Genomic DNA, 25,596 nt, shown 5'->3' with positions numbered 1-25,596 from the left:
ACACCCTGAAACCTGTCACAATAACAGCGGATTCTTGACAGCTTTTGGCTCTACACACTTAAACCTGTCACAATAACAGCGGTTTCTTGACAGCTTTGGGCTCTACAACTTGAAACCTGTCACAATAAATCACGTTTTCTTGACAGCTTTTCTCATCTTGCACCAAACCTGTCTGAAGTTCAGCGAGGTTCTGACAGCTTTTCTTCATCTAGCTCCAAACTTGCCCACCACCCCACACAAACCCAGACATCAGGTTATAAAGTTCAAAAAAGCACTGCCCAATAAAATCCCAGGCAGTGCTTCTAATAGTTATCCTTGTAACAGCAATGATTCTGGGTCTTCCATCAGTTCCTTAATACGCTTTAAGAAGGTGACGGCTTCTTTGCCATCAACAATCCTGTGGTCATAGGATAATGCGATGTACATCATTGGCCTGTTTTCCATTCGTTCTTTATCGATGGCAACGGGGCGCAGCTGGATTGTGTGCATTCCCAGTATCCCTACTTGCGGACCATTGATGATAGGTGTTGATAGCAATGATCCAAATACGCCTCCATTTGTAATCGTAAAGCTTCCTCCCTGAAGGTCCTTCAAGGAAAGTTTGTTTGTGCGAGCCTTTTCAGCTAGTTCGTTAATATCATTTTCAATCTCGGCAAAGTTTTTCCTGTCCGCGTCCCTGATGACTGGCACTACCAGTCCTTCATCGGCAGCGACAGCGACTCCAATGTCATAGAACTTTTTGAGGACGATTTCGTCTCCCTGGATTTCAGCATTCAAATAAGGAGTCTTCTTCAATGCCGCTACTACTGCTTTCGTGAAAAATGACATGAACCCTAAGCGAACATCATTCTCCTCATAGAAACGATCCTTCCATTTCTTTCTTAGCTCCATAACAGCTGTCATATCAACTTCATTGAAGGTCGTAAGCATTGCCGCTGTCTGTTGAACCTCAACCAGTCTGTTGGCAATAGTTTGGCGTCTCCGTGACATCTTGATTCGCTCAACCCGATTGTCATCATCTGCTTTTACAGCAGAAGCTGCCTTTGGAGCAGCGGCTTTTTCACCAGCTGGCTTTTGAGCATTGTTTTGCTCTGGAGAATATGACTCCACATCCTGTTTCCTCACTCTGCCAAGCGGATCCTGAGAAGCTACCTGGCTCAAATCAATGCCCTTTTCCCTTGCCAGCTTTCTTGCTGCAGGTGAAGCGATAATTCTCTCCGACGTTGCTTCATTACTAGACTGATCAACAGCAGTGTTGTTCCCACTAGTTTGTTCTTCGACCGAGCCATTTTCATGCTTAGCAGGTTCATCGGGGGATTCGTTCACCCTGCCTGCCTCTGCAGTAGGTTGATCGTTTGCTGCGCTTCCCTGTTCACCAACAATTGCGATTGCTTCCCCAACCTTAACTGTATCCCCTTCTTCAGCGAGGAGTTCAGTTAATACTCCATCATAGTCAGAGATAATTTCGACATTAACTTTATCAGTCTCCAGTTCAACGATATATTCGCCTTTCTCGACTTGATCACCCTTTTTTTTCAGCCATTGGGCAATCGTTCCCTCGGTGATTGATTCGGCCAATTCAGGAACTTTAATCTCTGCCATTTTTATTTCCTCCTCCATTTGTCCTTGTCAGTGCATCACTTACAATTCTTGCTTGCTCCAACTTGTGGATGTTTGGATCTCCCTCTGCCGGACTTGAACGTCTTCTTCTGCCAATATAGGAAGCTTCTAGCCCTTTAGGTGCTGCTTCATTGATTCTCGGCTCAACAAAGGTCCATGCCCCCATATTCTTTGGTTCTTCCTGAACCCAGATGATTTCTTTTAGGTTCGGATATCGGCCTAGATTTTCTTTTAATTGTTCTAGCGGGAAAGGATAGATCTCCTCGATTCTCAAGACATGCAGCCATCCATGCTCTTCCGGCTGGATCTTTTCAGCGATATCTATGCTCACTTTTCCAGTGCACAACACCACCCGCTCCACTTTCTCTGGCTGGCCGCCAAGCCCTGGCTGTTCGATGATCGGCTTGAAGCTGCCTTCTGCCAATTGTTGTGGATCTGCAGCAACCGTAGTGTTTCTCAACAGACTTTTAGGTGTCATCAAAACCAGCGGGCGAACAGCTTCCTTCCTTAAAATCGCCGCCTGTCTACGTAGAATATGGAAATATTGAGCCGCAGAAGAAAGGTTCGCAACTGTCCAGTTATTTTCAGCCGCGAGTGTTAAAAACCTTTCTACTCTTCCGCTGGAATGCTCCGGCCCCTGGCCTTCATATCCGTGAGGCAGAAGCATGACTAGACCTGATTTTTGTCCCCACTTCGCCCTGCCAGCCGCCACGAACTGGTCAAACAGTACCTGGGCAGCATTAGCAAAATCACCATATTGCGCTTCCCAAAGGACTAAAGTTTCTGGGGCGAATACGTTATATCCATACTCAAACCCCACGACAGCCGCTTCAGAAAGCGGGCTGTTATGGACAGAGAAGGATGCTCTTGCTCCAGGCAAAACATGAAGCGGTGAAAATTGTTCGCCAGTTTCGCTGTCATGCAAAACAATATTTCTTTGGGCAAAGGTTCCTCTTTCAGAATCCTGTCCAGTAAGTCTGACTGGTGTTCCATCTTTAATTATGGAAGCAAACGCCAAAGTTTCTGCCAGACCCCAATCTATTTTACCGTTCGCAGAAAAAGCATCCTTCCTTCTTTGGAGGATTTTCTCTAATTTATTGAAGACATTGAATCCTTCTGGCCAATTCAGCAGGTCACTATTTATTTTTCTTAGTACCTCTATTGGCACCCCAGTTTCTATCTCTGGTATTCCCATTTCCACTACATCCGGTATATCTGGTTCGTTCGTTACTTCCTTCTCTTTTTTCGGAACTTTTTCGTATGCTTCTGTCAGCCTGGTTGATACTTTTTGTTCAATTTCGGTTCTAGTCTCTTCCGACATGGTTCCTTGGTTTATGAGTTTATCACCATAGATTTTCTTCACTGTCGGATGTTTGTGGACGAGCACATACATTTCAGGATTTGTTGTCATTGGCTCATCCATTTCGTTATGGCCAAATCGTCGATACCCAATTAGGTCAATCAAGAAATCTTTTCCGAAAGTCATTCTGTACTCAAATGCCAGCCTGGCTGCCATCAGACATGCCTCTGGGTCATCAGCATTGACGTGAATGATCGGAATTTCATATCCCTTTGCAAGATCGCTGGCATAACGAGTGGAGCGTGAATCCATTGATTCGGTTGTGAATCCGATCGTGTTATTTGCGATAACATGAATCGTTCCGCCTGTTTTATATCCGTGCAAACGACTAAGGTTCAGCGTTTCAGCCACAATTCCCTGTCCTGGGAATGCGGCATCTCCATGGATCAGGATTGCCATTGCTTTTACCGGATCATATTTTGCGTAACCAGGTTCGTTCCTATCATCCTGTGCAGCACGCGTAAAACCCTCAACCACTGCACCTGCAAATTCCAGGTGACTCGGGTTATTGGCCAGTGTCAGTCTAGCGTTTGCTGTGTTATCCGATTTGATTTTCCGGTCAATGCCAAGGTGATATTTAACATCGCCAGTCCATCCGAAGTTAATTCCGATTGAACCTTCTGATGGAACAAGTTCTTTGTTTGGAGCATGCTGGAATTCAGCAAAAACCATTTCATATGGTTTACCTAAAACATGGGCAAGGACATTCAGCCTTCCCCTATGGGCCATACCAATATTGATTGTTTCAACACCACTTTTGACTGCGCCACTGATGACCTCATCAAGAAGCGGGACCATCGAATCCAGACCTTCGATTGAGAACCTCTTTTGTCCGACAAAAGTCCGGTGCAAATACTTTTCGAAATTCTCGACCTCTGTAAGACGTTCGTACAAACTGGTTTTTCTTTCATTTTCAACTTTAGGAATCAGTTCACCAGACTCAACTTTCTGCCTTAGCCACTCCTTTTCTGCCATTTCATTTACATGTTCAAATTCATAAGCAATCGTATCGGAGTAAACCTTTTGAAGAAATTGAAAAGCTTCTTTCCCATTTTTAATTGAAGAAGGAGCACTAGGGCATACGAGCTCCACTGGCATATCCATCAAATCAGCTTCAGTCAATCCCCATTTCCCATAATCCTCAAGTTGATGATCTTTGCTGCCAAACTGCAATGGATAAATATTTGCAGATAAATGGCCGTATGAACGAATATAATCAGCATATCTTAATGCAGCTGCGATTTTTGCTGGGGATCCTGTCGCCTGTACTGCAGGAATTACTTGATTACTTTCATTTGAAGATGAAGATTGAAGATTAGAATTCTGTTCAAAATATTCCCTGATATCTGCATCAACGGAATCAGGATCCTGTAGGAACATTTCATATAATTCTTCGACGTACCCCTGGTTCGGTCCATGAAACCCCGGCCATTTTGCCCTGTTTCCCGAAACTGGCTTTTTCACAAAAAAACCCCCTTGCCAATTCTATATTCACTAATTATCTGTTACCCTGTAGTGCTCGATTTTAACTGTAAATTCAAAGAATAATAATATTATTCAGATATCAACCGTTTACATTAATATTCTAACATGATATTTTCTTTTAACCAAAGGTTTTGACTATCGATATAGTGTTAATTTAATCAAAAGCTTTTATTATTGCAGTAAAATTATTCCTATTAAAAAAGGACAACAAAAAAACCGGATAGACCGGCTTTTGAATTTGTTGCTCATATCTATAAACTCATCAAAGTTGCATACATATTTTTCGGTGCAAAAAGGTTATTTCTTTTTTCAATCTGACTAGGCTCAATCATTTCACTATGTTCTACAGGCAATTCAATATGCCCGCATGTGATACACTTCTGAAATCTTGCTCCAGCTGTGAAAATGTCTACACCATCATTCGTTGTGAATCCCACATTCTCCTCGTGCATTGAAAAACGGTGGTGGCAATTTTTCGATTCGCGCATATTTCATCCTCCTGTTTAAATGGTTCTCATTTAATTATATATCAAATATTCAGAAATTTTACGTGACAAAAATCATAATTATATCTCAATCTGTTAAATAATTTTTACGCAAAATGAAAGTTCCCAGGCCAAGAGCAAAAAAGAAAAAGGAAAGCATTTACCTGCTTTCCTTCTTTAATTACCTTTTTTTATTCATTTTAAACCGCTGTTGAATCAGAAAATGTCTTCTGGATTTCTTTTACAATATCCTCTATAACATCAGGGTGATCTGAATCGATATCTTCGAAAGGTCCCTCATATTCCAGAAGGGCATGGTTATAGCGCGGATCATAATAATGAACCAGTAATATCTCAATTAATTTTTTATAGTTTTTTTCTTCCAGGGCAAATGCGAGGGATGGTGAAACATCATGATTAACTCGCTTAATTAGTTTCGATACCTTCTCCCTGACTTCCTCTTCAAACCAGGCTTCTCCTAAGAAAGGTTGAACATATTCATTGTATATACGTTGTACTCTTTTAGGAATTGAGCTTTTTACCAGGTAATGAATACCATTCACCTTTTTCTTCAGCATTTCTTCCGGCTGGGCTGCACGCCCGATTCTTTTGCTCTCCGCTTCAATGATAAAGTAGTTGGAACCTTTTATCTCATTCAGCCTTTCAAATAACAAAGCATCAAATGTTTTTTGATTGTGTGCCTCTCCCATGCCTATCATGCCAAAAATGGATCCTCTATGGTTTGCCATTTTTTCCAGATCAACAACAGGATATCCCTTTTCCTGGAGAGCCTGCAATATGTCGGTTTTACCAGTCCCTGTCATCCCATGCAAAACGATGGCCTTTTCGGGCAAAAGTTGAGGAATTCTTTCCAAAATATATTCCCTGTATGCCCGATAACCACCCTCCAGGCGCAATGCGGGTATTCCTGCGTATTCTAGGAAGGATGCAACAGACCTGCTCCTCATCCCACCTCTCCAACAATGAATCACAGGCTCAGCACCTGACTTCTTGAGGTCCTTTATTTCACCAAGTAAGTGTGGAAGCTTTGGAGAAACAATCTCCATAGCCCGCCATTTGGCAGCTTCTTCACCAGATTGCTTATAAAGCGTCCCTATCTCTTGTCTTTCCTCATCTGTGAATAATGGTATATTGACCGACCCGGGTATTGCCGAATCACGATGTTCGATTGGCGCCCTTACATCGACTGGTATAAATTCTTTTGAGCTGATTAATTCTTGTACTGATATGTCCTTCATTTCTCGATTGACCTCCATGGTCGCATGTTTGAAACTACATTTATTTATTGTACCTAAAACAAGCAGAGTTTTCACCATTATAACCTTAAAACAAACAATCCTTTCGTATTTTGAATAGAAAAAAAAACCGACAAAAGGTCTGCGGCTAACACGAAAACTTTTTGCCAACGAGTACGCTGACTGCCTTGCAGAATTCTTTCCACTGGTTTGGAAAGGAGTCAAGGCCTCTGCTTTCATAGGTTTTTCCTTTTGTTTTTAGTTTTACTGACCAACTGGTACCATCTACTACAATACCTTCTGTTTGATAATCTTCTTCCCACTCCCATAACTTCAAAGGATACAGTTTCTTTTTAAAATCATCTACGCTGCCAAATGTTCCCACTTTAAGCGGCCCAGAAGCTTTAGAGTCCAGATGCCATTCAAAGTAGGTAAAGGTATTCCTTTTAAAGTCGATTCTCACCCTCATTTCCGGGCCGGGATATCCATGCAATACTACCGTCATCATAACCGGTTCTTTATCAGGCCTTATCGAAACGATATCATCTTTTACCAGGAATAATTCGTTATTGCTGCTAACAAGCGTTTTTATATATGAAGGTTCAACCATATCCTGCCTCTCACTAACAATGCTAAGATCTTGTTCACTCATTTCCTGGCAAATAACTGGAATCGTTGCATTTCCCTTTTTTTCTAAAATATCGAGAATCGCTTCGTACATTTTCATCTCGTTCAACTTCCTTTATTAGTAACTAAATAGATCGTCATTTTTAATTTCAACCACCGAAAACTTTAAGTAAAGTATATACAACAAATATTCGATTGTACTGTAACAAATCGCACGCTTTTTTAAAAAAATATCGTTTTTGCATGTGACAAATTCAGTCATTTTTTTTCATCAGCCAATGTATTAATGTAGTATATTGTCTTTTCCTGCGCTTTCCCGAGAAATAATTTTCAGAATAGACTGTCTTTATTCAATATTTCCTAACTTTCCTTCATAAAGAATCAAATTATAGGTTAAAGGAAGTTGTTAAGTTTAAAAATAAAGGAAAACTGGTATAAAAGAGAAAACCAGTTCAAATATTGGTTAATCAAATCAGGAGTGACTAAAATGATAGATTCAATGGCTAAGCAGTTCGAGAAGCCCAAAGGCATTCTGGGAAAGCTTGCAGGGACGATCATGTATTTTGAGAACCGGAAAATTAATAAGTGGAGCATCCAAAAGCTTCAAGTCCATAAAAATGATCGTATTTTAGAAATTGGATTTGGGCCCGGATATGGAATTAAGACTTTAATGTCCAATTATCGCGGAATAGAAGTCGATGGAATAGATATATCTGCCAAAATGAAAAACGAGGCGGCAAAGAGAAATAAAGAGTGGATTGAACAAGGTAAAGTACAACTAACTACTGGAGATGTCGCCAACTTCCAGCCCGAACGTTCCTATAATAAAATTATTTCTGTTAACAATTACCCACTCTGGGAGAAGCCACTGACTTCTTTACATCACCTGCACCGATTGTTGAAACTAGGAGGGAGAATCGTCCTTACTGTCCAGCCGCGCGAAGAAGGATCGACGGCTCAAACTACAAATCAACTGGGAGAACGAATGAAAAAAGATTTGCTTAGTGCCGGTTTCAAAAACCCGGAGATATCTTATCTCCAGGTAAGACCTATTTTGACGGTTTGTGTAACCGCAGAAAAGAAGTAGCCGCTGCTTGATATGCAGCGGCCATTTTTTCCACTTTTTTGTAATTAGCGCAGTATTATCATTATGCTACTGATTTCTGCTATCCATCAACACTAAGTCAAACTAACCCCTTCTGATGTGCTCACAAGCCGTTTTATTTCGGCCAAATCTCCTTGTTCAAATAAATCAATAATTTTACTCCCAACTATGACACCATCACAATGCTTGCATACTTCTCTGACTTGTTCAGCGTTTGAAACTCCGAACCCTGCCAGCACCGGAACTCGGCTGACACTTTTAATTGAACTTAGGAAAGCAGCAAGGTCCTCGCTGAAATCGTTTCTTGCACCCGTGATACCTGTTACGGTAACAGCATAAATGAATCCTGTTGCCTTGGAGCCGATTTCTTTTATTCTCTCAACTGGAGTGGTGAGCGTCACTAAACTGATTAAAGAGATTTCATGCTCCTCAAGCGCTGGAAGAATGAAATCTTCCTCCTCAAGGGGTAGGTCAGGGATAATGCAACCCGATATACCAGACTCCGCAGCATCCTCGGAAAACTTTTCGAGCCCATATGCCACGAGGGGATTCAAATAGGTCATTAGAATAAGAGGGATTGAGATTTCAGGTTTGAAGGTTTGAACCTTCTCCAGCACCTTTCTCAACGTAGTTCCTCTGCTAAGGGCCCGGATACCAGCTTCCTGGATTGTAGGCCCATCCGCAACAGGATCAGAAAAGGGGATGCCAATTTCTACGGCATCAGCACCACATTCTTGTAAAAATAGCAGCTTTTCTTTTAGGGTTTCGAGCCCTCCATCTCCAGCCATTATATATGGAACAAAAGCCTTTTTTCCTTTTTCAGTCAGAGCCTTTTGAATTCTATCCATCATTCCATTCCTCCTCCTATCCTGTCCTTAATTGTCTGTACATCTTTATCACCACGGCCAGATAAACAGACAACTATTCTCTCATCTTTGCTCATCCCAGCAGCTAGCTTGACTGCGTACGCAATGGCATGTGCACTTTCCAAAGCAGGAATGATTCCCTCTAATTTTGAAAGCAGTTGAAAGGCTTCAAGTGCTTCGTCATCTGTTACCGATTCATATGTGATTCTATTAATATCGTGCAGATAGCTGTGTTCAGGGCCAATTCCAGGGTAATCCAGGCCTGCTGATATCGAATGTGCCTCTTGAATTTGCCCGTCTTCATCCTGAAGAAGGTACATCATCGCACCGTGAAGGACACCTGGTTTCCCTTTAGATAATGATGCGGCATGTTTGTCAGTTGCCAGGCCGAGGCCAGCAGCTTCAACACCATAAATTGACACGCTATTGTCCTCAATGAACGGATAGAATAAGCCAATCGAATTGCTGCCGCCTCCAATGCAAGCAACTAGTGCATCAGGAAGCTTTCCTTCCTTTTCGAAAAATTGCTGTTTCGTTTCTTTACCGATGACACTTTGAAAGTCACGAACCATTTTGGGGAATGGATGCGGCCCCATTACAGATCCAAGGATATAGTGAGTATCGCGGACATTTGTAACCCAGTAGCGAAGAGCTTCATTGACCGCATCCTTCAATGTCCCGCTCCCTGCATCTACACTGATGACTTTTGCTCCAAGAAGTTCCATCCTGAAAACATTTAATTGCTGGCGTCTGATATCCTCTTTGCCCATAAAAATCACACATTCCAAATTGAGCAGGGCACAGACTGTTGCAGTAGCAACTCCATGCTGTCCAGCCCCTGTTTCAGCAACAATCTTTCGCTTGCCCATCCTTACTGCAAGCAAGGCCTGACCGACAGTATTGTTGATTTTATGTGCTCCTGTATGGTTGAGATCCTCCCGTTTTAGATAGATTTTTGCTCCACCAGCATGTTCGGTTAGGTTGCCTGCCAGGTATAATGGAGTTTCTCGCCCAACGTAATCCTTCATTAATTTTTGCAGGTCGGCATGGAACTCCTCGTCTGCCAAAGCTCGGTTGTATTCCTTCTCCAATTCAAGAACAGCATGCATCAACGTTTCGGGTACGAACCTTCCTCCATAATTTCCAAAATGCCCTTTTTCATCCGGCAAATCATAAGTATTAGTAGTCATTCAAACTTCCTCCCCTTCATTTTTTGCGTTATTAATAAAAGTCTTTATTTTTGCCAAATCTTTTTCTCCGTTTGTTTCGACGCCGCTGCTGACATCAACCATCAATGGGTTGACTTTTGCAATCGCTTCGTTGATATTCTGTGGATCCAATCCACCCGCCAAAATGATATTTGTCTTTGACTTGCCGATTGCCTTTGCCAAATCCCACTCAAAACTTGAGCCGTTTCCTCCCCGATATTCTGCTGGAGGACTGTCAAGAAGGATATAGTCAGCTTTTATAGTGTCAATTTTTTCAAGGTCTTTCGGTGACTGAACGGAAACACCTTTAATTAACGGCAGCCCAATTGATCGATAGTCATCAGGGACTTCATCACCATGAAGCTGAATATGTGTCAGGCCTGCAGTTTCGGCGATTTGCTTAATTTCTGATGCACCCTCGTTCACAAAAACTCCTACCTTCCAGACATTTTCCGGTAATGTTTCAATGATTTTTTTTGCCTTTAAAGCTGTTATTTTTCTTTTGCTGTCGGCAAAAACGAAACCAAGAGCGTCAGTTCCACATTGAACTGCATGCCGTGCTGCTTCGACTGTTCTTATTCCGCAAATCTTAACCTTCATGATGATCCCTCACTACTGGAACAGTGAATGTCTGGAAAGTTTCATTAAGATCAGCGGAAGTCATGAATGTCTCTCCAACCAGAACTCCACTTGCACCAGCAGCTGCTGCACGAACGATGTCGTCCCTTGTTTTCATGCCGCTTTCACTGATCAGAAAAGCTCCTGCTTTTTTTACAAGCGGTCCGAGCTTCTCGGTGTTTACGAGATTGACCTCGAATGATTTTAAATCTCGATTATTGATTCCGATCATTTGAGCCTTTATATGGATAGCTTTTTCCAGATCTGTTTCATCATGGATTTCAACGAGGCACTCTAGTCCTTTTTCATAGGCATACTCGTATAGCTCTGAAAGTTTTCCCAGGGGCAATGCTGATGCGATGAGCAAAATGACATCTGCTCCTGCGGAATGGGCCAAGTCTATTTGAATTTGATCAACGATAAAATCCTTGCAAAGAATCGGAAGGTCCACTGCTTCTCTGACTTTTTTCAAATCAGTGAAAGAACCTTTAAAACCTTTTACATCCGTTAACACTGATATAGCTGATGCACCCGCCCGGGCATAAAGTATTGCCTGCTTAGCAGGATCCAAAGATAGATTGATGTCTCCTTTCGAAGGTGAAGCCCTTTTAAATTCTGAAATTATGGCGACATTGCTTGCCTCTCTTAAGGCTTTTAGCAGAGATCGGGGCTTCGAAGTAAATTCAGGTATTTCCGTGCCAGATATCCTTAGCTCTTCAACCTCAACTTTTTTTCTTTCAATGATTGAATCAAGTATTGTTCCCATCTCATCCTACCGCCTTTTTGTTTCGATTGCTGATGCTGATTAAATTCTCCAATTTTGCCAATGCCCTGCCTGAATCGATGCTTTCCGCTGCCAAGTCCACTCCCTGAAGTATCGATTCTGCCTTCCCGGCGGTATAAATTCCAAGACCTGCGTTCAGCAGCACTGTATCCCGATGTGCGCCTTTTTTGCCTTTAAGGACCTGGAGCAAAATGTCTGCATTATCACGTGCATCTCCACCCCTGATTCTGCTGTTATCGTATACTGGCAAGTTCACTTCTTCCGGCTTAAGTCTGGTGTGCCTAATTTCCCCATCTGAAACGATGACCATTTCGTTTTCACCCGCTAGAGATGCTTCATCCATTCCTCCCGCTCCGTTAATGACGATGGCTCGCTTCCTGTTCAGGTTTGCCAGCACATGTGCAAACTTATCAAGCAAATCCCTGCGGTAGATTCCAAGCAGCTGGTAATCAAGCTGAACAGGATTTGTCAGAGGTCCGATTAAATTGAAGATGGTCGGGATTTTCAGGTCCCTTCTTACCTTCATGATTTGTTTAAGTTTTGGATGGACATGGGGAGCAAAAAGGAAAGCAATCCCATTCTGTTCAAGAATTTCTTCTGTTGCTTCTGGAGAGAAGTCAAGGCTGACACCGAGCGCCTCCAACACATCCGCGCTTCCGGTCTTGCTGGAAACGCTTCTGTTTCCATGCTTTGCTACCGTAATCCCGGCTCCGGCAATGACAAAAGCTGAAGTAGTACTGATGTTGAAGCTTTTTGATCCATCTCCCCCTGTTCCACAATTATCAAGAACATTCGGTATATTTTTTGTGAAATTCAGCGCATGTTTTCTGATGGCCTTAACCAGACCAGATACTTCCTCAGCGGTTTCTCCTTTTGACTTGAGACCTGTCAAAAAGGATGCGATTTCGGCATCTGTTGTATCCTGGGTGAACATTTCTTGTACAGCTTCTTCCATTTCAATTTCTAGCAATGATTTTCCTTCAACCAACTTCTCAAGATAATATTTCATAAGCTTTTGTCTCCTTTCTGATTTCAGAGAGAAAGTTCGATAGAATTTGCTTTCCGCTCTTCGTTCCAATTGATTCCGGATGGAACTGAAGGCCGTATAGAGGGTAATTTTTATGCTTGATAGCCATTATTTCCTGGTCATCAACCGCTTCAGCCAGCACTTCAAAATCTTCATTAAGCGTCATACGGTCGATCACCAAAGAGTGATATCTCATGACTTCAGGATATTCCTCGAGATTATTCATTAGCGAAGTGCCTGTATGGAGGAGTTTGGATTCCTTGCCATGCCTGACTTTTTTAGCCTTGATAATCGAACTGCCAAATGAATGAGCAATCGCCTGATGGCCAAGACATATACCCAGGATTGGGATTGTGTGCGCCAACTGTTTAACAGCTTCGACGCAGATCCCAGCTTGTTCCGGCCTGCCTGGTCCAGGAGATAAGACTATTGCGTCAGGTTCCATTCGCAAGATTTCCTGAACCGATATTTTATCGTTCCTGACTGTTTTTACTTCAGCACCCAGTTCGCTTAGATACTGGTAAAGGTTATAGGTAAATGAATCGTAATTATCGATCAGTAGGATCATTGGCTGCCTCCATCAATGCTTTTAATTTATGGTTTGTTTCATCAAACTCTTTCGCCGGGTCAGAGTCATATACAATGCCTGCACCGGCCTGGAGATATCCTTTGCCATCCTTGACAACCAATGTTCTGATGGCAAGCGCAAAATCCATGCTTCCACAAGCAGAGAAGTAACCAACTGCTCCTGAATAAACACCTCTTTTTTCAGCTTCAAGCTCGTTGATGATTTGCATCGCCCGAATTTTTGGAGCTCCTGACATTGTTCCTGCGGGAAGGCATGCCGCCAGCCCATCCATTGGGTGGGCAACTGTCAACAGCCTCCCACTTACTTCAGAGACGAGATGCATGACAAACTGATACCTTTCTACAGCCAGGAACTTTTCAATTTTGACACTGCCGACTTCACATATCCTGCCTAAATCATTCCTTGAGAGATCGACGAGCATTTTATGTTCAGCTAGTTCCTTTTCGTCCTCTTTCAATTCAGATTCCAGTCTGAAATCCTCATCTGGAGTTTTCCCCCTCGGCCTGGTACCCGCAATCGGGTTGGCAATCATCGTTCCTTCCCGGTACTTCACGAGGCTTTCAGGGGACGTACCGGCAACAACATAATCTTCAAAGTCAATGAAGTACATATAAGGGGAGGGATTATCCACTCGCAGCTTTCGATAGAACGAAAATGGATCTCCTTTTGCATCCGCTGCTAGCCTTCTTGACAGCACAACCTGAAAGATTTCTCCCTCTTCGATCAGACTCTTTGCAGTCCTGACTGATTTTTCAAATTCCTCCCTGTTTTGCGATGCTTTAAAATCTGAAAGTGAAAATCGAATGACTGGCTGCTTTTTGACAGGCGAATCAAGTTCTTTCTTCCGTTTCTTAATTTTCTTAATAAGATCGTCATTGCTGTATCCTGGAAACGGAATGCCGATCAGGTTGATTTTTTGTTTGAGATGGTCAAATACGATGACTTCATTGAAGAACATCAATTGCGCTTCGGGCATATCAAGAGGATCTTCTTTAAGCGGCCCAATTTCTTCAAAATCGCGAATGAAATCATAGCTTACAAAACCTACCCCGCCTCCTATAAAAGGAATATCAAGTTCAGTATTTAATTTAGGAAGCATTTCTTTCAGCACCTCGGAAAATGGGCCCTCTACTCGCTCCTTAACACCTTTCCTTGCCAGATATGTCTCTCCCTTTTCACTTAAAAGCTCGTAAACGGGATCGCAGCCAATAAAAGAAAAACGGCCGGAGTCGTTATGCTTATGGGAACTTTCCAACAGGAATTTTTTCTTTCCGGATACCATCTGGTACACAGATATCGGGGTTAATGTATCTCCTTCAATCTCTTCAATAAAGATATTTGGTGATTCAACCTTCATATATATCCTCCTTTAGAAAATAAAAAAGTCCCCTATACATGCACAATGATTGTGCTGTATAGAGGACGATTACGATTGGACCGCGGTGCCACCTCATATTGGAGCCTTTAGACTCCCTCTCTTCAGGTACAGGAAACCAAAAAACGTTTCGTTATACCCTATCCTTTTAACGGCGGAATCCCGGGCAAGCCCTACTATTATTTCAGGCTGCCTCTCGCAAGGCCATTCGGCAGGTATTTCTGTACCGGTTCACACCATTCCCGGTTCTCTGTAACAGAAAAATCCTGCTTACTCTTCTTGCTCATCGAGTTTACATAATAAAATTATTGGAATTTAAGGGTAAACAAAAAGGGCCCCCATCCTTATTAATTAAAATAAGGACGAGAGACCCGTGGTGCCACCTTAATTAGCTGTAAAACAGCTCACTTAACAGCATCGAGCATTGAATGCTTAATGCCTGCCTTTTATAACGATAAGGCCATTTCGCCAAAGCCTACTGCCTTAAGGGTTCGGTCTGGAAGCTCGGAAGTCCATTCACTGGTACAGTTACACTGATTCCCACCAACCATCAGCTCTCTAAAGTACCTGATCCAGTTACTACTCTTCGTCATCGCTCATTAATATATTAATCATTATAATAAAGCGGTGATTCACAAATGTCAAACAAAAAAATGAAATATTTTAATTTTTCTGCATTAAAAGTTTCTCAAGGTTTTTCTTCCAGTCTTCTGCCAGTTCTTCGATTTCTAGCAATTCTTCAATCGCTTGATAGTCCTTCCTCTGGAGAAAATAAATTTCATTAGCTCTTAGGATCGAAAAGTTATTTTGTACCCTCTCCAAAAAAATAATTTCGGAGTCCTCATAGACCATTCCCTCTTGAAGAACCCTGAAAAAATAGCCTGTATACCCAGTCTCGACCACCCTTTTCAGCAGCCTGTCAATTTGGTTATTCTTCGATATTTTTGAACACGGAATCCTTCCCTGTGTCACCTGGATCACAGCTTCTCCAAGCTTGTATGTATCTCCTATATAGATATCGGCTTCCAACATGCCCGGGGCTGAAATATTCTCGCCAAAGGTCGGAGGAGCTAATTCCTTTCCGAATTCAACAGACCATTTTGAATAATGCTCGGCGGGATAAAAACAAACCGCTCTGTCAGGTCCCCCATGAAACTCTGTTGCTGCCACGCCATCTCCCTGAAAGGATTCTTTTGTTAGTAACGCTTGTGTCACTCCTTTTTTTCCAATTGCAGATAGTTCTTGTTTGCCGTCCCAGGTCTTAAGCTCCGGCTTCCCGACATTCAGGTACAATATTTGTGCCATGATTCCACCAACCTTCAAGCCTTTTCCAATTATTTTATCCTTTTCACTCTAAAAACTCCATAAAGATTTTTCACAGAAAAAATCTTTCCCATAAAAAGACATCTGTTATTTCTGTTGTTTAAGTCCACACTAAAAATAGTATGAAAAAAGGCAGGTTACGATTATGAATTATATTGAAAACTTGTTTCCTAAAGCCGGAGGAGTTTCGAATAAAAAAGAGAAGGATTCGAAAAAGGGTAGTGCCAATAATCAAAAATGGGCAATTGTCTCAATCGCATCCATTCCTCTCGTGATGACACTTGGAAATTCGATGCTGATTCCAGTTTTGCCTGTCATGGAAAAGAAGATGGGCATTTCCGCCTTTCAATCGAGCCTGATCATAACCGTTTATTCAATAGTAGCCATATTTTTAATCCCGTTAGCCGGGTATTTATCTGATCATATTGGTCGAAAGAAAGTCATTATTCCAAGCTTGATCATCACTGGAATTGGCGGAACTATTTCTGGGTGGGCCTCATGGCAAATGAACGATGGATACTGGGTTGTCTTAATCGGAAGAGCCTTGCAGGGTGTTGGAGCAGCCGGTGCTTTTCCAATCGTTTTGCCATTGGTTGGAGATATGTTCAAAAACGATGATGAAGTGAGCGGAGCGCTGGGAGAAATCGAAACTGCAAATACTCTTGGAAAGGTTCTCAGCCCAGTATTAGGGTCATTCCTGGCAGGAATCATCTGGTTTATCCCGTTCTTTTCAATACCAGTGTTCTGTGCCCTGTCAATAATCATGATGATTTTCCTGGTAAAAAGTCCGAAAAAGAAACAAGAACCATTGCCATTCAAGGATTTTCTTAAAAAAATAAAATTGATTTTCACTGAAAATGGGCGTTGGCTGTATGCCATCTTTTTTATTGGTGCTATTGTCATGTTCGTGTTGTTTGGAGTCTTATTTTACCTGTCCGATATTCTGGAGAACAAATACGGAATAAAGGATCTAAAAAAAGGACTGGTTCTTGCCCTGCCATTAGGAGCGCTATGTCTTTCATCATTTATCACAGGTAAAGTAATAAAGAAGAATATGGTCCTTATGAAGTGGATTACGTTCTCTAGCTTAGTGTTGCTTGGTATAGCAGTGGCCCTCCTGAGTTTTTCGAGGGAGTTATGGTTTATTATTTCCATGTTCCTTGTTGCCGGCATCGGTATAGGTGCAAGCCTGCCGCCAATGGATGCCTTAATCACTGAGAGTATTGAAAAAGAAGAACGAGGTACCATTACATCTATATATAGCTCAATGAGGTTCATAGGAGTGGCCGCAGGTCCTCCCGTCATTGCTCTAATGATGAAAAATTCAAATAAGCTAATGTTCATTATCCTAACCGCTTTAAGCATCGCTGCCGCTCTAGCAACATTTCTTGCCATAAAACCAGATAAACAAGAAGCGTAAAAACGCATTGTATAATCTAACAATGCGTTTTTTCAACGCTAGTCAGGTTGCTTTTCCAAAAACTTCTCTACTTTAGCGTTGAACACCTGCCATTTTTTAACAGGTACCTGATGTGAGACTTTTTGAATGATGGCTTTTTGAAAATGTCCCAACTCTCTTTCATAGGCCCTTATGTGCTGGTTGATGAAATCTCTCGAACCATAAATAAGCAGCAAAGGAACATTTAAATTTTTCAGTCTCCCGCTGCAAGAATAGTTCAATGATTCGTGATAAAAGTCGAACCATGTATTCAAATCTGTTTTCAACATATGTTCAATGAGTTCAGTCCTGTAATTCTTATCAAAGGTATGTGCAGTTGCTATCACCTTCGCCAAGGTTTTAGGGGAGTTTTTCACGAAATACATTCCCATCAAATGCTCATATTTCAATGCGGGTGACTGGACCTCTGCAAAGCCGCCAGAAAGGATAAGTGATTGGGTCCTTTCCGGGTATGTCAGGGCAAATTCCTGGGCGATGCTGCCTCCGGAGGAATAGCCGCACAACGTGACTTTTTCGAGTCCTATAGAATCGACCAGTCTTAAGACTTCTTCAGCATACTTTTGTATAGTAACCCTATCTAGTACGGCTGTTGAATCACCATGGCCGCTTAAGTCAGGAAGGATTAGTCTATATCGTTGGCTCAGTGGCCTTTGGTATCGAAATACTTTCCTTCCCATTCCAGGTGGGTGCAAAAAGATAATGGGACTTCCTTGCCCAAACTCTTCGTAAAAGAGATCACCATACTCTAAATTGCATAAAGTCATTCGCCATTCACTCCCTATGCATGGTTTAACATAACTTCCTCAGTATAACCAAATGGCAAAACATCTCATGCATAAAGGTGCTTATAATCGTGACTTTGACAGCCCTGTATGGTATTCTTGTATTGTATATTTGAACAGAATGACTGCCGGTGTTGGCCCACCGACAGTCTCCGCAATAGCCGTTCCCTTAGAAGATCGGCAAAAAAGCAGCTGGACCTCTCACCGTTTTACGATTATGAGAGGTCTATTTTTTTTGGCTTAATGTCAGGATTGCGAGGATTAGACTGGCAAAAGAAAACATTGCCATAAAGGTCTCGAATACTGTCATAGGCATCACCCCCTTCCTCCGGGGCTAGCCGACCCACCTTGAGATTTGACTATTGCTTCTCAAGTATAACATAACCTTGTCCAAAACAAGAACATATGTTCTTTTATGAAGTAAAATTAGGGCTAAGATACTAGATGAATCAGCACTCATCCAGTATCCGCCAGGTTTAGTCTTTTATCAATCTAGGCTTGCCAGGATCACAGTCCGGCTGATTCACCGAGGTGGCTTCTGCGACTTTAGATAAATAATAGCACTCTTCCCTGAACATATGATCAGCCATCAGCGGTGCAAAGCTTCCCAATGCCTGTTCAGTTAACTCCAGCTCCTTTAACTCATCAAGAAATTTCATGAACAGTTGAATTTCCAATGATACCTCTTGATTCATTCTTTGCAAAGCTGGAAAGGAAGTTAAATTCGTTCGCAGGTAACCAGTCATCTCGACAGCTTTTAAATAGAAATCCTCAAAATGCTTCATGTATTTTTCGCTCTTTGCCTTCAGGTGCTTTTCAACCTGATCAAGATTGCTTTGAATAGCACCAGCATGGCCCGCCGCATCAAGCAGCCAGACAGTATGATGGTGTAATTCGTGGAACACTGGCGGCACCTCACCCCTTTTAAGATACTCAAGAACTCTGATATATTCCTCAACCTCATTGACCATATGGTTGATAAAAGTAGGACCAAAATGAATTTTCACATTGCCTGTCAGCATTTTTTCGATTAAGTCCAGCTTAAATTGTCTGATTTTCTTCGCTTCTTCGTCCGCTCTCATGCTCAAATGAATGAGATCAGTTGTTTCCACCCTTTGCAGCAGCCTGTCAAAAGTATTAATAAAGTACTTTGCCGTTTCTATTTCCTCCTGCTCTACAGGTACCAGCGCATCATGCAGGAATCTCCCGTGGTCACCAAGAACCTGTAGCCAAAAACGGTGCTCATATTTGGCAGCACTATTGAAGTCTCTCGCCATCCCCATTTCCCATTCCCCCTTCACAAATCACTTCATATAAGCTTATAGGCGAAATGATGGAAATATTCATATGCATACAAAACGCCTGCAGACTATTAGCCTGCAGGCCTTGGGTATTATCTTGCAACTGGTTTCTTCAATATCCCAAGCAGGATTGCTGTCACAACTGAACCGATGAGAATAGCGGCCAGGTATAACAGCCACCCACCCTCGACAAGTGGTACTACGAATAGTCCGCCGTGAGGAGCTCTAAGCCCGATGCTGAACATCATCGACAACGCTCCGGCGACTGCTGAACCAGCCATTACCGATGGAATAACACGCAATGGGTCTGCAGCAGCAAATGGGATTGCACCTTCAGTGATAAAGGATAAGCCCATGATATAGTTTGCTTTTCCGGCATCCTGATCTTGCTTGGTGAATTTGTTTTTAAAGAAAGTTGTCGCAATTGCGATACCAAGCGGAGGCACCATACCCGCTGCCATAATCGCGGCCATTGGCTCATATACACCATTTGCAAGCAAGCCAGTTCCAAAAACATAGGCTGCTTTATTAACTGGCCCGCCCATGTCGAATGCCATCATTAATCCCAAAACAATACCAAGCACTACAGCATTCCCAGTTCCTAATCCAGAAAGCCAGTCTGTGATTGCCTGATTCAGGGCACCGACTGGTTTGTTTACCAAGAACAACATGATGAATCCTGTTAGAGCAATACCGAACAATGGATACAAGAGAATTGTCTTGATCCCCTCGAGTGAAGCAGGCAATCCAGCGAATAATTTCTTGAGTCCCAACACAAGATAACCAGCAAGGAAACCAGCTACCAATCCGCCAAGGAATCCACCACCGCCAGTTGCAGCAAGCAATCCACCGACCATACCCGGAGCAAAACCTGGTCTGTCAGCAATACTTAGTGCGATGAAACCTGCAAGAATTGGCACTAGTAATCCAAACGCACCGCTTCCTCCACCTATATCCATCAACGCTTTGGCAATTGGGTGATAAGATGGATCATCTGGATTAAAGGCGTTATAGCCGAACATGAAGGAAATAGCGATTAAGATACCGCCCCCGACAACGAATGGAAGCATATTCGATACGCCATTCATTAGATGCTTATAGACTCCGCCCCGGCTTTCTTTCTTTTCTGTCGCTGCATTGCCTGATGCCTTGTATAGTGGAGCATCCCTTTTGACAGCCTTTTCAATCAGTTCCTTTGGTTTGCGGATTCCGTCCGCAACAGGCACATCAATTAATGGCTTTCCTGCGAATCGGTCCATATCAACCTTTGTGTCAGCAGCAATGATGACTGCTTCAGCGTTTTCAATGTCTTCTTGTGTAAGCACATTCTTTGCCCCGCCTGAGCCATTCGTTTCCACCTTGATATCGACGCCCATTTCAGCCGCTTTCGCTTTTAATGAATCAGCAGCCATATAAGTGTGAGCTATTCCTGTAGGGCATGCAGTTACTGCTACAATGAATTTTTTATTGTTCCTTTCAACCTTCTCTTCGGTTTCTTCCTGATCGTAGCTGTTAATGATTCCAATGACATCATTAGCTGTTTTTGCCCCAAGAAGTTTCCCACGTGCATCGGCATTCATTAGAATAGATGAAAGTCGAGCCAGAGCTTCTAGATGGGTGTTGTTCGCGCCTTCAGGTGCTGCGATCATGAAGAACAGGTGCGCAGGCTGGCCGTCCAACGATTCATAATCGATTCCAGCCTCTGACCGGCCAAATACAATTGCCGCATTCTTCACGACTGAAGTTTTCGCGTGTGGTATCGCAATCCCGTCCCCTACGCCTGTGGTGCTTTGTTGTTCACGTTTTAGGATTGCTTCTTCAAACGCATTGCGGTCTGTAATTTTCCCCGCCCGCTCTAGCACTCCTACGAGCTCAGTCACTGCATCTTGCTTTGATTCAGCATTCATGGATAACAGAATCGTTTCTCTAGTTAGTAGTTCTGTAATTCTCATGGTTTCTCCCCCTTACTAGTTTTTTTGTATTTTTACTTCTTGAAGAAGTTGTTCAACTTTATCAGGTGTACATAATCCGATTGAAAACGCAGTTGCGCTTCCAGATGCAACACTATAGCGGAATGCTTCTTTTCGATCACCAGTTTTTAGATACTGGGCCACGAAACCAGCGACCATTGAATCTCCGGCACCTACTGAGCTTTTGACTTCACCTTGAGGAACAGCGGCTCTATAGGCATCGTCTTCATTGATATAAACGGCACCTTTCTCAGCCAATGAGACAATGACATTTTTAGCACCGGATTCAACTAGTTTTTTTCCATAAAAAATGGCTTCGTCAGCATTAGTGATTTGCTTGTTGAACAACTGTCCCAATTCATGATGATTCGGCTTGATCAGGAATGGCCTGTAGTCAAGAATGCTTTTTAGTAAGTCTCCTTCAGCGTCTACGATTACTTCTGCCCCAGTCTTCTTGCAGATTTGGACAATTTCTTCATATATCGATTCAGGCATGCTGGAGGGAATGCTTCCAGCAAGGATCAGAAAATCGCCATTTCCGATCTGCTTGATCTGCTCCTTCAATGACTCTATTGACAGTGTCGAGATCTCAGGGCCGCGGGCATTTATTTCTGTTTCTGTTGCGGCCTTAAGCTTAACGTTAATACGTGTATCACCTTCGACATTGACAAATCTTGTTTGCACGCCTTCCCGGTTAAGAAACTCCTCGACATACTTGCCGGTGAAGCCTCCAATAAAACCTGTTGCCTTGCTTTCAACTCCAAGGGAACGAAGGACCCTTGAAACATTAATCCCTTTACCGCCGGGAAGCTTTGTTTCGTTTGAACTTCTATTCAAACTGCCTAGTTGGATTTCATCCGCTTCAACGATGTAATCAACTGATGGATTAAGAGTAAGAGTGTATATCATGGTGTCACAACCTTTATTGAAGTTTTGCTCGTATATTGGCCTTTATGATCTTCATCAATTGTATTGGTGATGATCATCGCTTCATGCAAGTCTGCTATTTTTGCGAACGTAATCTCAGAAAACTTACTGTCATCAGCAAGCACAAACGATTCTCTAGATAAAGTCATTGCTTTCTGTTTGATCATTGCTTCTTCCTGGTCTGGTGTCGTATACCCTGAATGAGGATGGATACCATTCACTCCGAGGAAGCATTTATCAAAGCGGTACTGTTCAAGGCTTGCCAGAGCTCCTCTTCCGATGATCGCATTCGTTTTTGGTTTGGCATATCCGCCTATCACATATGTTTCAATATTTCTTTCAAGCAGCTGCGGCAGGTGCATGAGACCATTGGTGACCACTACAATATCTTTAACCTGAAGAGAACTGATCATCTCGAAAACAGTTGACCCCGCATCAAGGTAAATACTGTCACCTTCTTCCACAAGACTTGCAGCATATTGGGCGATTTGCTTTTTTTCCTGAAGGAATTTGGTGGATTTTTCAACCATGCTTGGCTCCTGGAGTTTGCCCCTTAATCTGGCTGCTCCGCCATGCACTCTTTTCAGGAACTTCCCCTCCTCAAGGATTGTCAGGTCGCGGCGAATGGTTGATTCCGAAGCTTCAGTGAGATCAACTATTTCCTGTATTTTTACTATTGGTTTTTCTTTAATCATTTGTAAGATGAGCTGGTGGCGCTCAGGTGTTAACATGAGCCATTCCTCCTATTTGCTTCGTATTTTCATCATAATGTAATCGATTTCAAAAATCAATCATTTTCTTTCAAAAACAATCATTATTAATCAAATTTTATGTTATGGTGATCGTTTTTGACAGTTATCAGAAAATAAAAAACCTCCATAACGGAGGTTTTTCTAAATAGTGTCCCTATAATATTAACGCCTTGATACCCTGGTATCCAAAGTAAACTCCAAAGCCTAGCAAAGAGAGACCGGACAATATTGAAATAGCCCTCAAACTGCTATAATTCAAAAATCTCCTGAAGCCGGTCGTTATCGCCGCTACAAAAATATCCCACAATGCCAGACCTAAGAAAATCATGCTGCTATAAATCAACAGGTCTGTTCGTCCATAATTGCTGGCGGTTTTTGCAAGTACCGAACCATAGATTCCTAGCCAGAAAAGGATTGATAAAGGACTGCTGATCGACATGATAAATCCCGTAAGGAAACATTTTAGCATCGATTCTTTACCACGGCTGAAAGCTAGATCAATGTTATTCGCTTTTACAATACATTCAATTCCAGAGTAGATTAGGACGAATCCGCCAAATAACCAAAGGAATATTTGAATGATAGGCATGTCCAAAAAATTCACAAGACCTAAATAGATTAACAGCATAAAAATAGCATCGGCAATCATTGAACCTGTCCCTACAATCCAGGCATGCCAGAAACCATTTTTGATTCCCTTATCCAACCTGGCTGAGTTTACCGGGCCAATCGGGGCTGCCAATGTTAATCCCAGGAAAATATAACTGACTAGTAAACTGACACTCAAGACCTCGTCCCCCAACACACAAAAACTTTGTACATTGTATGTTTGAGAATCCAATCCTAATACTAACTGTCCAATTTTTTGCTCATATATTCATAAGTAGCTAGAGTGAAATTTTATAATTTTTTCGTTAGATTTTGTGCTATAATTCTTATATAAATACGCGGGTGTGGCGGAATCGGCAGACGCGCTAGATTCAGGTTCTAGTGGTGGCAACACCGTGGAGGTTCAAGTCCTCTCATCCGCATAGAGAAAAGGTGCCTATACAATGGGCACTTTTTTTGTTTGCAAAAAACTCTTTCTTTAAACTTTGTTGCTTTCTCCACCAAAAGTAACCACAAATATTTAGGTCTAATCACTTATGAAGTGTATAGAACAGTGCATCAAAGCTGAGGGAAACACCCCATGGAAAAAGCAAAAAACAGCCTGGAGATTCATCCAGACTGTTTTTACCTTACAATTATCCGATTAGATTCTGACTATGATTGTTAACCACTTCAAGAACCTTAGTTGTCTGCTCCATATCACTTTGACAAATTGGGCAAGCGGGGACATTGCTGCTTTTAAAGTTGTCGCGAACCCAGCAATTGCAATCATCAGAAGTACATACCCATACTTTCGTTTCAGCGGTTACGATCTCTTCAGGCGGTTTTCTTCCAAATGCCATTTCCTCACGCTCCTATAGGTTTAGTTATGGTCCCTTCGATTTGGTAACCTCTACACCCTAATCAAGTTGATTGTCAGAATCACTTGAAAAGTGCAGGCAACAAAATATTCGAAAAGACCTTATCATCGTTCGATTGATAAAAAAATTCATTTATTATAAAAAGCTGGCAAAATGAAACTTTTTATAATAAATGAATGGTCCGAAAGTTGATATCTATTCCATTTTACCACACTTTCTTCTTTTTACCAAAAGTGACATACCGGTAGTGCCTGCGCAACAGTTACTAGTATATTCTTCACCTCCAAAATTTATTAAGCCTGCCTAAAAAAAATATTCAATTTATACAAAATAGGTTGTACGCCTTTAGATGTCTGAATAGAAATAGTACAAGCAAATTCCGCTTTGACTATTGGAGGTATTTTAAAATTGAATGTCTTCTTAGGCTATATTTTTCTTGGATTATCACTCGCCGCCCCGATTGGGCCAGTAAATGCAGCGCAGATGGACAAAGGAATCAAGAGCGGCTTTTTTCAGGCGTGGCTCCTTGGCCTAGGGGCCCTGACAGCAGATATTATCTACATGCTGACTGTCTATCTTGGAGTTGTTAAATATCTTGAGACTCCGTTTATGCAATCTTTTCTCTGGCTGTTTGGATTCTTTGTCTTGATGTATACAGGCATAGAAACAATCATGAGCTCCGGAAAAATCGTCATGGATAATCGAAGTGAGGATTCCGGTTTCAAGTCTTTTTTATCAGGGTTTATCATGTCCATTTCCAACCCGCTGACAATCTTATTTTGGCTGGGAATTTACGGATCTGTCCTTGCCAAGACCGCTTCCTCCTACGGAACTGGGGAACTAGTTTTATACAGTTTTGGCATCATACTAGGCCTTATACTTTGGGACATTGTTATGGCCGCTATTTCCAGCAGCTTCCGCAAACTGCTTACAACCAGATTACTGACATTTATTTCCCTTGTATCCGGACTTTCATTAATTGGCTTTGCCCTGTTTTTTGGCTATCAGGCATTGAAGCTATTCCTTTGAGAAAGAGAGCGCTATATTTTTTGGAGCACTCCTTTCCTGTTTCTGTACAAGAGTGGAAAATCGGGCAAATAAAACGGATATGTTCCCGGTTTTTGATTAAGAGCGGAAAACGGAACACATAAAAATCACGTATATTCCCGGTTTTTGTTCAAGCGTGGAAAACGGGGAACATAAAAATC

24 protein-coding genes, 1 tRNA gene and 2 other annotated features are annotated in these 25,596 nt (G+C 42.2%); of the genes, 4 read left to right on the top strand and 21 right to left on the bottom strand.

Going from position 1 to position 25,596, the window contains the following annotated elements; genetic code table 11:
* Positions 1–309: 309 nt before the first annotated feature.
* The 5 genes from odhB to TY49_RS19160 all read right to left on the bottom strand — a co-directional run bounded on the left by odhB (position 310) and on the right by TY49_RS19160 (position 6,933).
* Complete coding sequence (gene odhB / locus TY49_RS19180; RefSeq protein WP_041967515.1) at positions 310–1,602, bottom strand: 2-oxoglutarate dehydrogenase complex dihydrolipoyllysine-residue succinyltransferase; 1,293 nt, start codon at positions 1,600–1,602, stop codon at positions 310–312.
* Positions 1,589–4,444, bottom strand: coding sequence for a 2-oxoglutarate dehydrogenase E1 component (gene sucA / locus TY49_RS19175; RefSeq protein WP_041967514.1), 2,856 nt, complete (start codon positions 4,442–4,444; stop codon positions 1,589–1,591). Before sucA ends, odhB begins: the two co-directional genes overlap by 14 nt.
* A gap of 272 nt (positions 4,445–4,716) precedes the next feature.
* On the bottom strand, positions 4,717–4,953 hold the full coding sequence (locus TY49_RS19170; protein ID WP_041967513.1) for a hypothetical protein: 237 nt from the start codon (positions 4,951–4,953) through the stop codon (positions 4,717–4,719).
* Between the two features lie 197 nt (positions 4,954–5,150).
* Positions 5,151–6,209: a tRNA 2-selenouridine(34) synthase MnmH gene (gene mnmH / locus TY49_RS19165; protein ID WP_041967512.1), complete on the bottom strand. Its 1,059-nt coding sequence runs from the start codon at positions 6,207–6,209 to the stop codon at positions 5,151–5,153.
* Positions 6,210–6,354: 145 nt separating this feature from the next.
* Positions 6,355–6,933: a hypothetical protein gene (locus tag TY49_RS19160; RefSeq protein ID WP_041967511.1), complete on the bottom strand. Its 579-nt coding sequence runs from the start codon at positions 6,931–6,933 to the stop codon at positions 6,355–6,357.
* A 387-nt stretch (positions 6,934–7,320) separates the two neighbouring features.
* On the opposite strand from TY49_RS19160, the gene TY49_RS19155 reads away from it, so the two are divergent.
* Positions 7,321–7,920 (top strand): SAM-dependent methyltransferase, encoded by a 600-nt coding sequence (locus TY49_RS19155; protein ID WP_041967510.1) that lies wholly within the window; start codon positions 7,321–7,323, stop codon positions 7,918–7,920.
* 92 nt (positions 7,921–8,012) lie between these two features.
* Here the strand turns inward: TY49_RS19155 and trpA are convergent, their stop codons facing one another.
* From trpA to TY49_RS19115, 8 genes are all read right to left on the bottom strand, one after another.
* Positions 8,013–8,786 carry a tryptophan synthase subunit alpha gene (gene trpA / locus TY49_RS19150; RefSeq protein WP_041967517.1) on the bottom strand — a complete coding sequence of 258 codons (774 nt, stop codon included), beginning with the start codon at positions 8,784–8,786 and terminating at the stop codon, positions 8,013–8,015.
* Positions 8,786–9,994: a tryptophan synthase subunit beta gene (trpB, locus tag TY49_RS19145; RefSeq protein ID WP_041967509.1), complete on the bottom strand. Its 1,209-nt coding sequence runs from the start codon at positions 9,992–9,994 to the stop codon at positions 8,786–8,788. Before trpB ends, trpA begins: the two co-directional genes overlap by 1 nt.
* Entirely contained in the window at positions 9,995–10,612 is a 618-nt protein-coding gene (locus TY49_RS19140) for a phosphoribosylanthranilate isomerase (RefSeq protein ID WP_041967508.1), read from the bottom strand. It lies immediately after the preceding gene.
* Positions 10,602–11,396: an indole-3-glycerol phosphate synthase TrpC gene (gene trpC / locus TY49_RS19135; protein WP_041967507.1), complete on the bottom strand. Its 795-nt coding sequence runs from the start codon at positions 11,394–11,396 to the stop codon at positions 10,602–10,604. Before trpC ends, TY49_RS19140 begins: the two co-directional genes overlap by 11 nt.
* A gap of 1 nt (position 11,397) precedes the next feature.
* A complete protein-coding gene (gene trpD / locus TY49_RS19130) occupies positions 11,398–12,423 on the bottom strand; it encodes an anthranilate phosphoribosyltransferase (RefSeq protein WP_041967506.1) in 1,026 nt (341 codons plus the stop codon).
* The gene (locus TY49_RS19125) at positions 12,407–13,009 is read right to left on the bottom strand and encodes an anthranilate synthase component II (protein ID WP_041967505.1); all 603 of its coding nucleotides are present in this window, start codon (positions 13,007–13,009) and stop codon (positions 12,407–12,409) included. The genes trpD and TY49_RS19125 overlap by 17 nt, the downstream gene beginning before the upstream one ends.
* Positions 12,990–14,387, bottom strand: coding sequence for an anthranilate synthase component I (gene trpE / locus TY49_RS19120; protein WP_041967504.1), 1,398 nt, complete (start codon positions 14,385–14,387; stop codon positions 12,990–12,992). The genes TY49_RS19125 and trpE overlap by 20 nt, the downstream gene beginning before the upstream one ends.
* A 58-nt stretch (positions 14,388–14,445) precedes the next feature.
* Positions 14,446–14,701 (bottom strand) — a binding site (T-box leader).
* A gap of 59 nt (positions 14,702–14,760) precedes the next feature.
* Positions 14,761–15,007 (bottom strand) — a binding site (T-box leader).
* A gap of 61 nt (positions 15,008–15,068) precedes the next feature.
* The gene (locus TY49_RS19115; RefSeq protein ID WP_041967503.1) at positions 15,069–15,710 is read right to left on the bottom strand and encodes an MOSC domain-containing protein; all 642 of its coding nucleotides are present in this window, start codon (positions 15,708–15,710) and stop codon (positions 15,069–15,071) included.
* A gap of 163 nt (positions 15,711–15,873) precedes the next feature.
* On the opposite strand from TY49_RS19115, the gene bcbE reads away from it, so the two are divergent.
* A complete protein-coding gene (bcbE, locus tag TY49_RS19110) occupies positions 15,874–17,148 on the top strand; it encodes a bacillibactin exporter BcbE (RefSeq protein ID WP_041967502.1) in 1,275 nt (424 codons plus the stop codon).
* A gap of 38 nt (positions 17,149–17,186) precedes the next feature.
* Here bcbE and TY49_RS19105 read toward each other — a convergent pair whose 3' ends face one another.
* From TY49_RS19105 to TY49_RS19080, 7 genes are all read right to left on the bottom strand, one after another.
* Positions 17,187–17,951, bottom strand: coding sequence for an alpha/beta fold hydrolase (locus TY49_RS19105; protein ID WP_041967501.1), 765 nt, complete (start codon positions 17,949–17,951; stop codon positions 17,187–17,189).
* Between the two features lie 244 nt (positions 17,952–18,195).
* Entirely contained in the window at positions 18,196–18,279 is an 84-nt protein-coding gene (locus TY49_RS25570) for a putative holin-like toxin (RefSeq protein ID WP_353618710.1), read from the bottom strand.
* Between the two features lie 166 nt (positions 18,280–18,445).
* Positions 18,446–19,246 (bottom strand): DUF2935 domain-containing protein, encoded by an 801-nt coding sequence (locus TY49_RS19100; RefSeq protein WP_041967516.1) that lies wholly within the window; start codon positions 19,244–19,246, stop codon positions 18,446–18,448.
* Positions 19,247–19,362: 116 nt separating this feature from the next.
* On the bottom strand, positions 19,363–21,222 hold the full coding sequence (locus tag TY49_RS19095) for a PTS fructose transporter subunit IIABC (RefSeq protein ID WP_041967500.1): 1,860 nt from the start codon (positions 21,220–21,222) through the stop codon (positions 19,363–19,365).
* A gap of 15 nt (positions 21,223–21,237) precedes the next feature.
* Positions 21,238–22,149, bottom strand: a complete 912-nt coding sequence (pfkB, locus tag TY49_RS19090; RefSeq protein WP_041967499.1) for a 1-phosphofructokinase — start codon at positions 22,147–22,149, stop codon at positions 21,238–21,240.
* Complete coding sequence (locus tag TY49_RS19085) at positions 22,146–22,898, bottom strand: DeoR/GlpR family DNA-binding transcription regulator (RefSeq protein WP_041967498.1); 753 nt, start codon at positions 22,896–22,898, stop codon at positions 22,146–22,148. The genes pfkB and TY49_RS19085 overlap by 4 nt, the downstream gene beginning before the upstream one ends.
* Before the next feature lie 175 nt (positions 22,899–23,073).
* The gene (locus TY49_RS19080) at positions 23,074–23,706 is read right to left on the bottom strand and encodes a LysE family transporter (protein ID WP_041967497.1); all 633 of its coding nucleotides are present in this window, start codon (positions 23,704–23,706) and stop codon (positions 23,074–23,076) included.
* A gap of 160 nt (positions 23,707–23,866) precedes the next feature.
* On the opposite strand from TY49_RS19080, the gene TY49_RS19075 reads away from it, so the two are divergent.
* Positions 23,867–23,950 (top strand) — tRNA-Leu (locus TY49_RS19075).
* A 213-nt stretch (positions 23,951–24,163) separates the two neighbouring features.
* Here the strand turns inward: TY49_RS19075 and TY49_RS19070 are convergent.
* On the bottom strand, positions 24,164–24,370 hold the full coding sequence (locus TY49_RS19070) for a cold-shock protein (RefSeq protein ID WP_041967496.1): 207 nt from the start codon (positions 24,368–24,370) through the stop codon (positions 24,164–24,166).
* 426 nt (positions 24,371–24,796) lie between these two features.
* Here TY49_RS19070 and TY49_RS19065 point away from each other — a divergent pair, with 426 nt between their 5' ends.
* Positions 24,797–25,417, top strand: a complete 621-nt coding sequence (locus tag TY49_RS19065) for a LysE family transporter (RefSeq protein WP_041967495.1) — start codon at positions 24,797–24,799, stop codon at positions 25,415–25,417.
* Positions 25,418–25,596: the final 179 nt, after the last annotated feature.

This window comes from Mesobacillus selenatarsenatis SF-1 (genome assembly GCF_000813125.1).
In the GTDB taxonomy this organism is placed as follows: domain Bacteria; phylum Bacillota; class Bacilli; order Bacillales; family Cytobacillaceae; genus Mesobacillus; species Mesobacillus selenatarsenatis.
The sequence above is the reverse complement of the archived record's forward strand: the minus strand, read 5'-3'. Positions and strand labels throughout refer to the sequence as shown.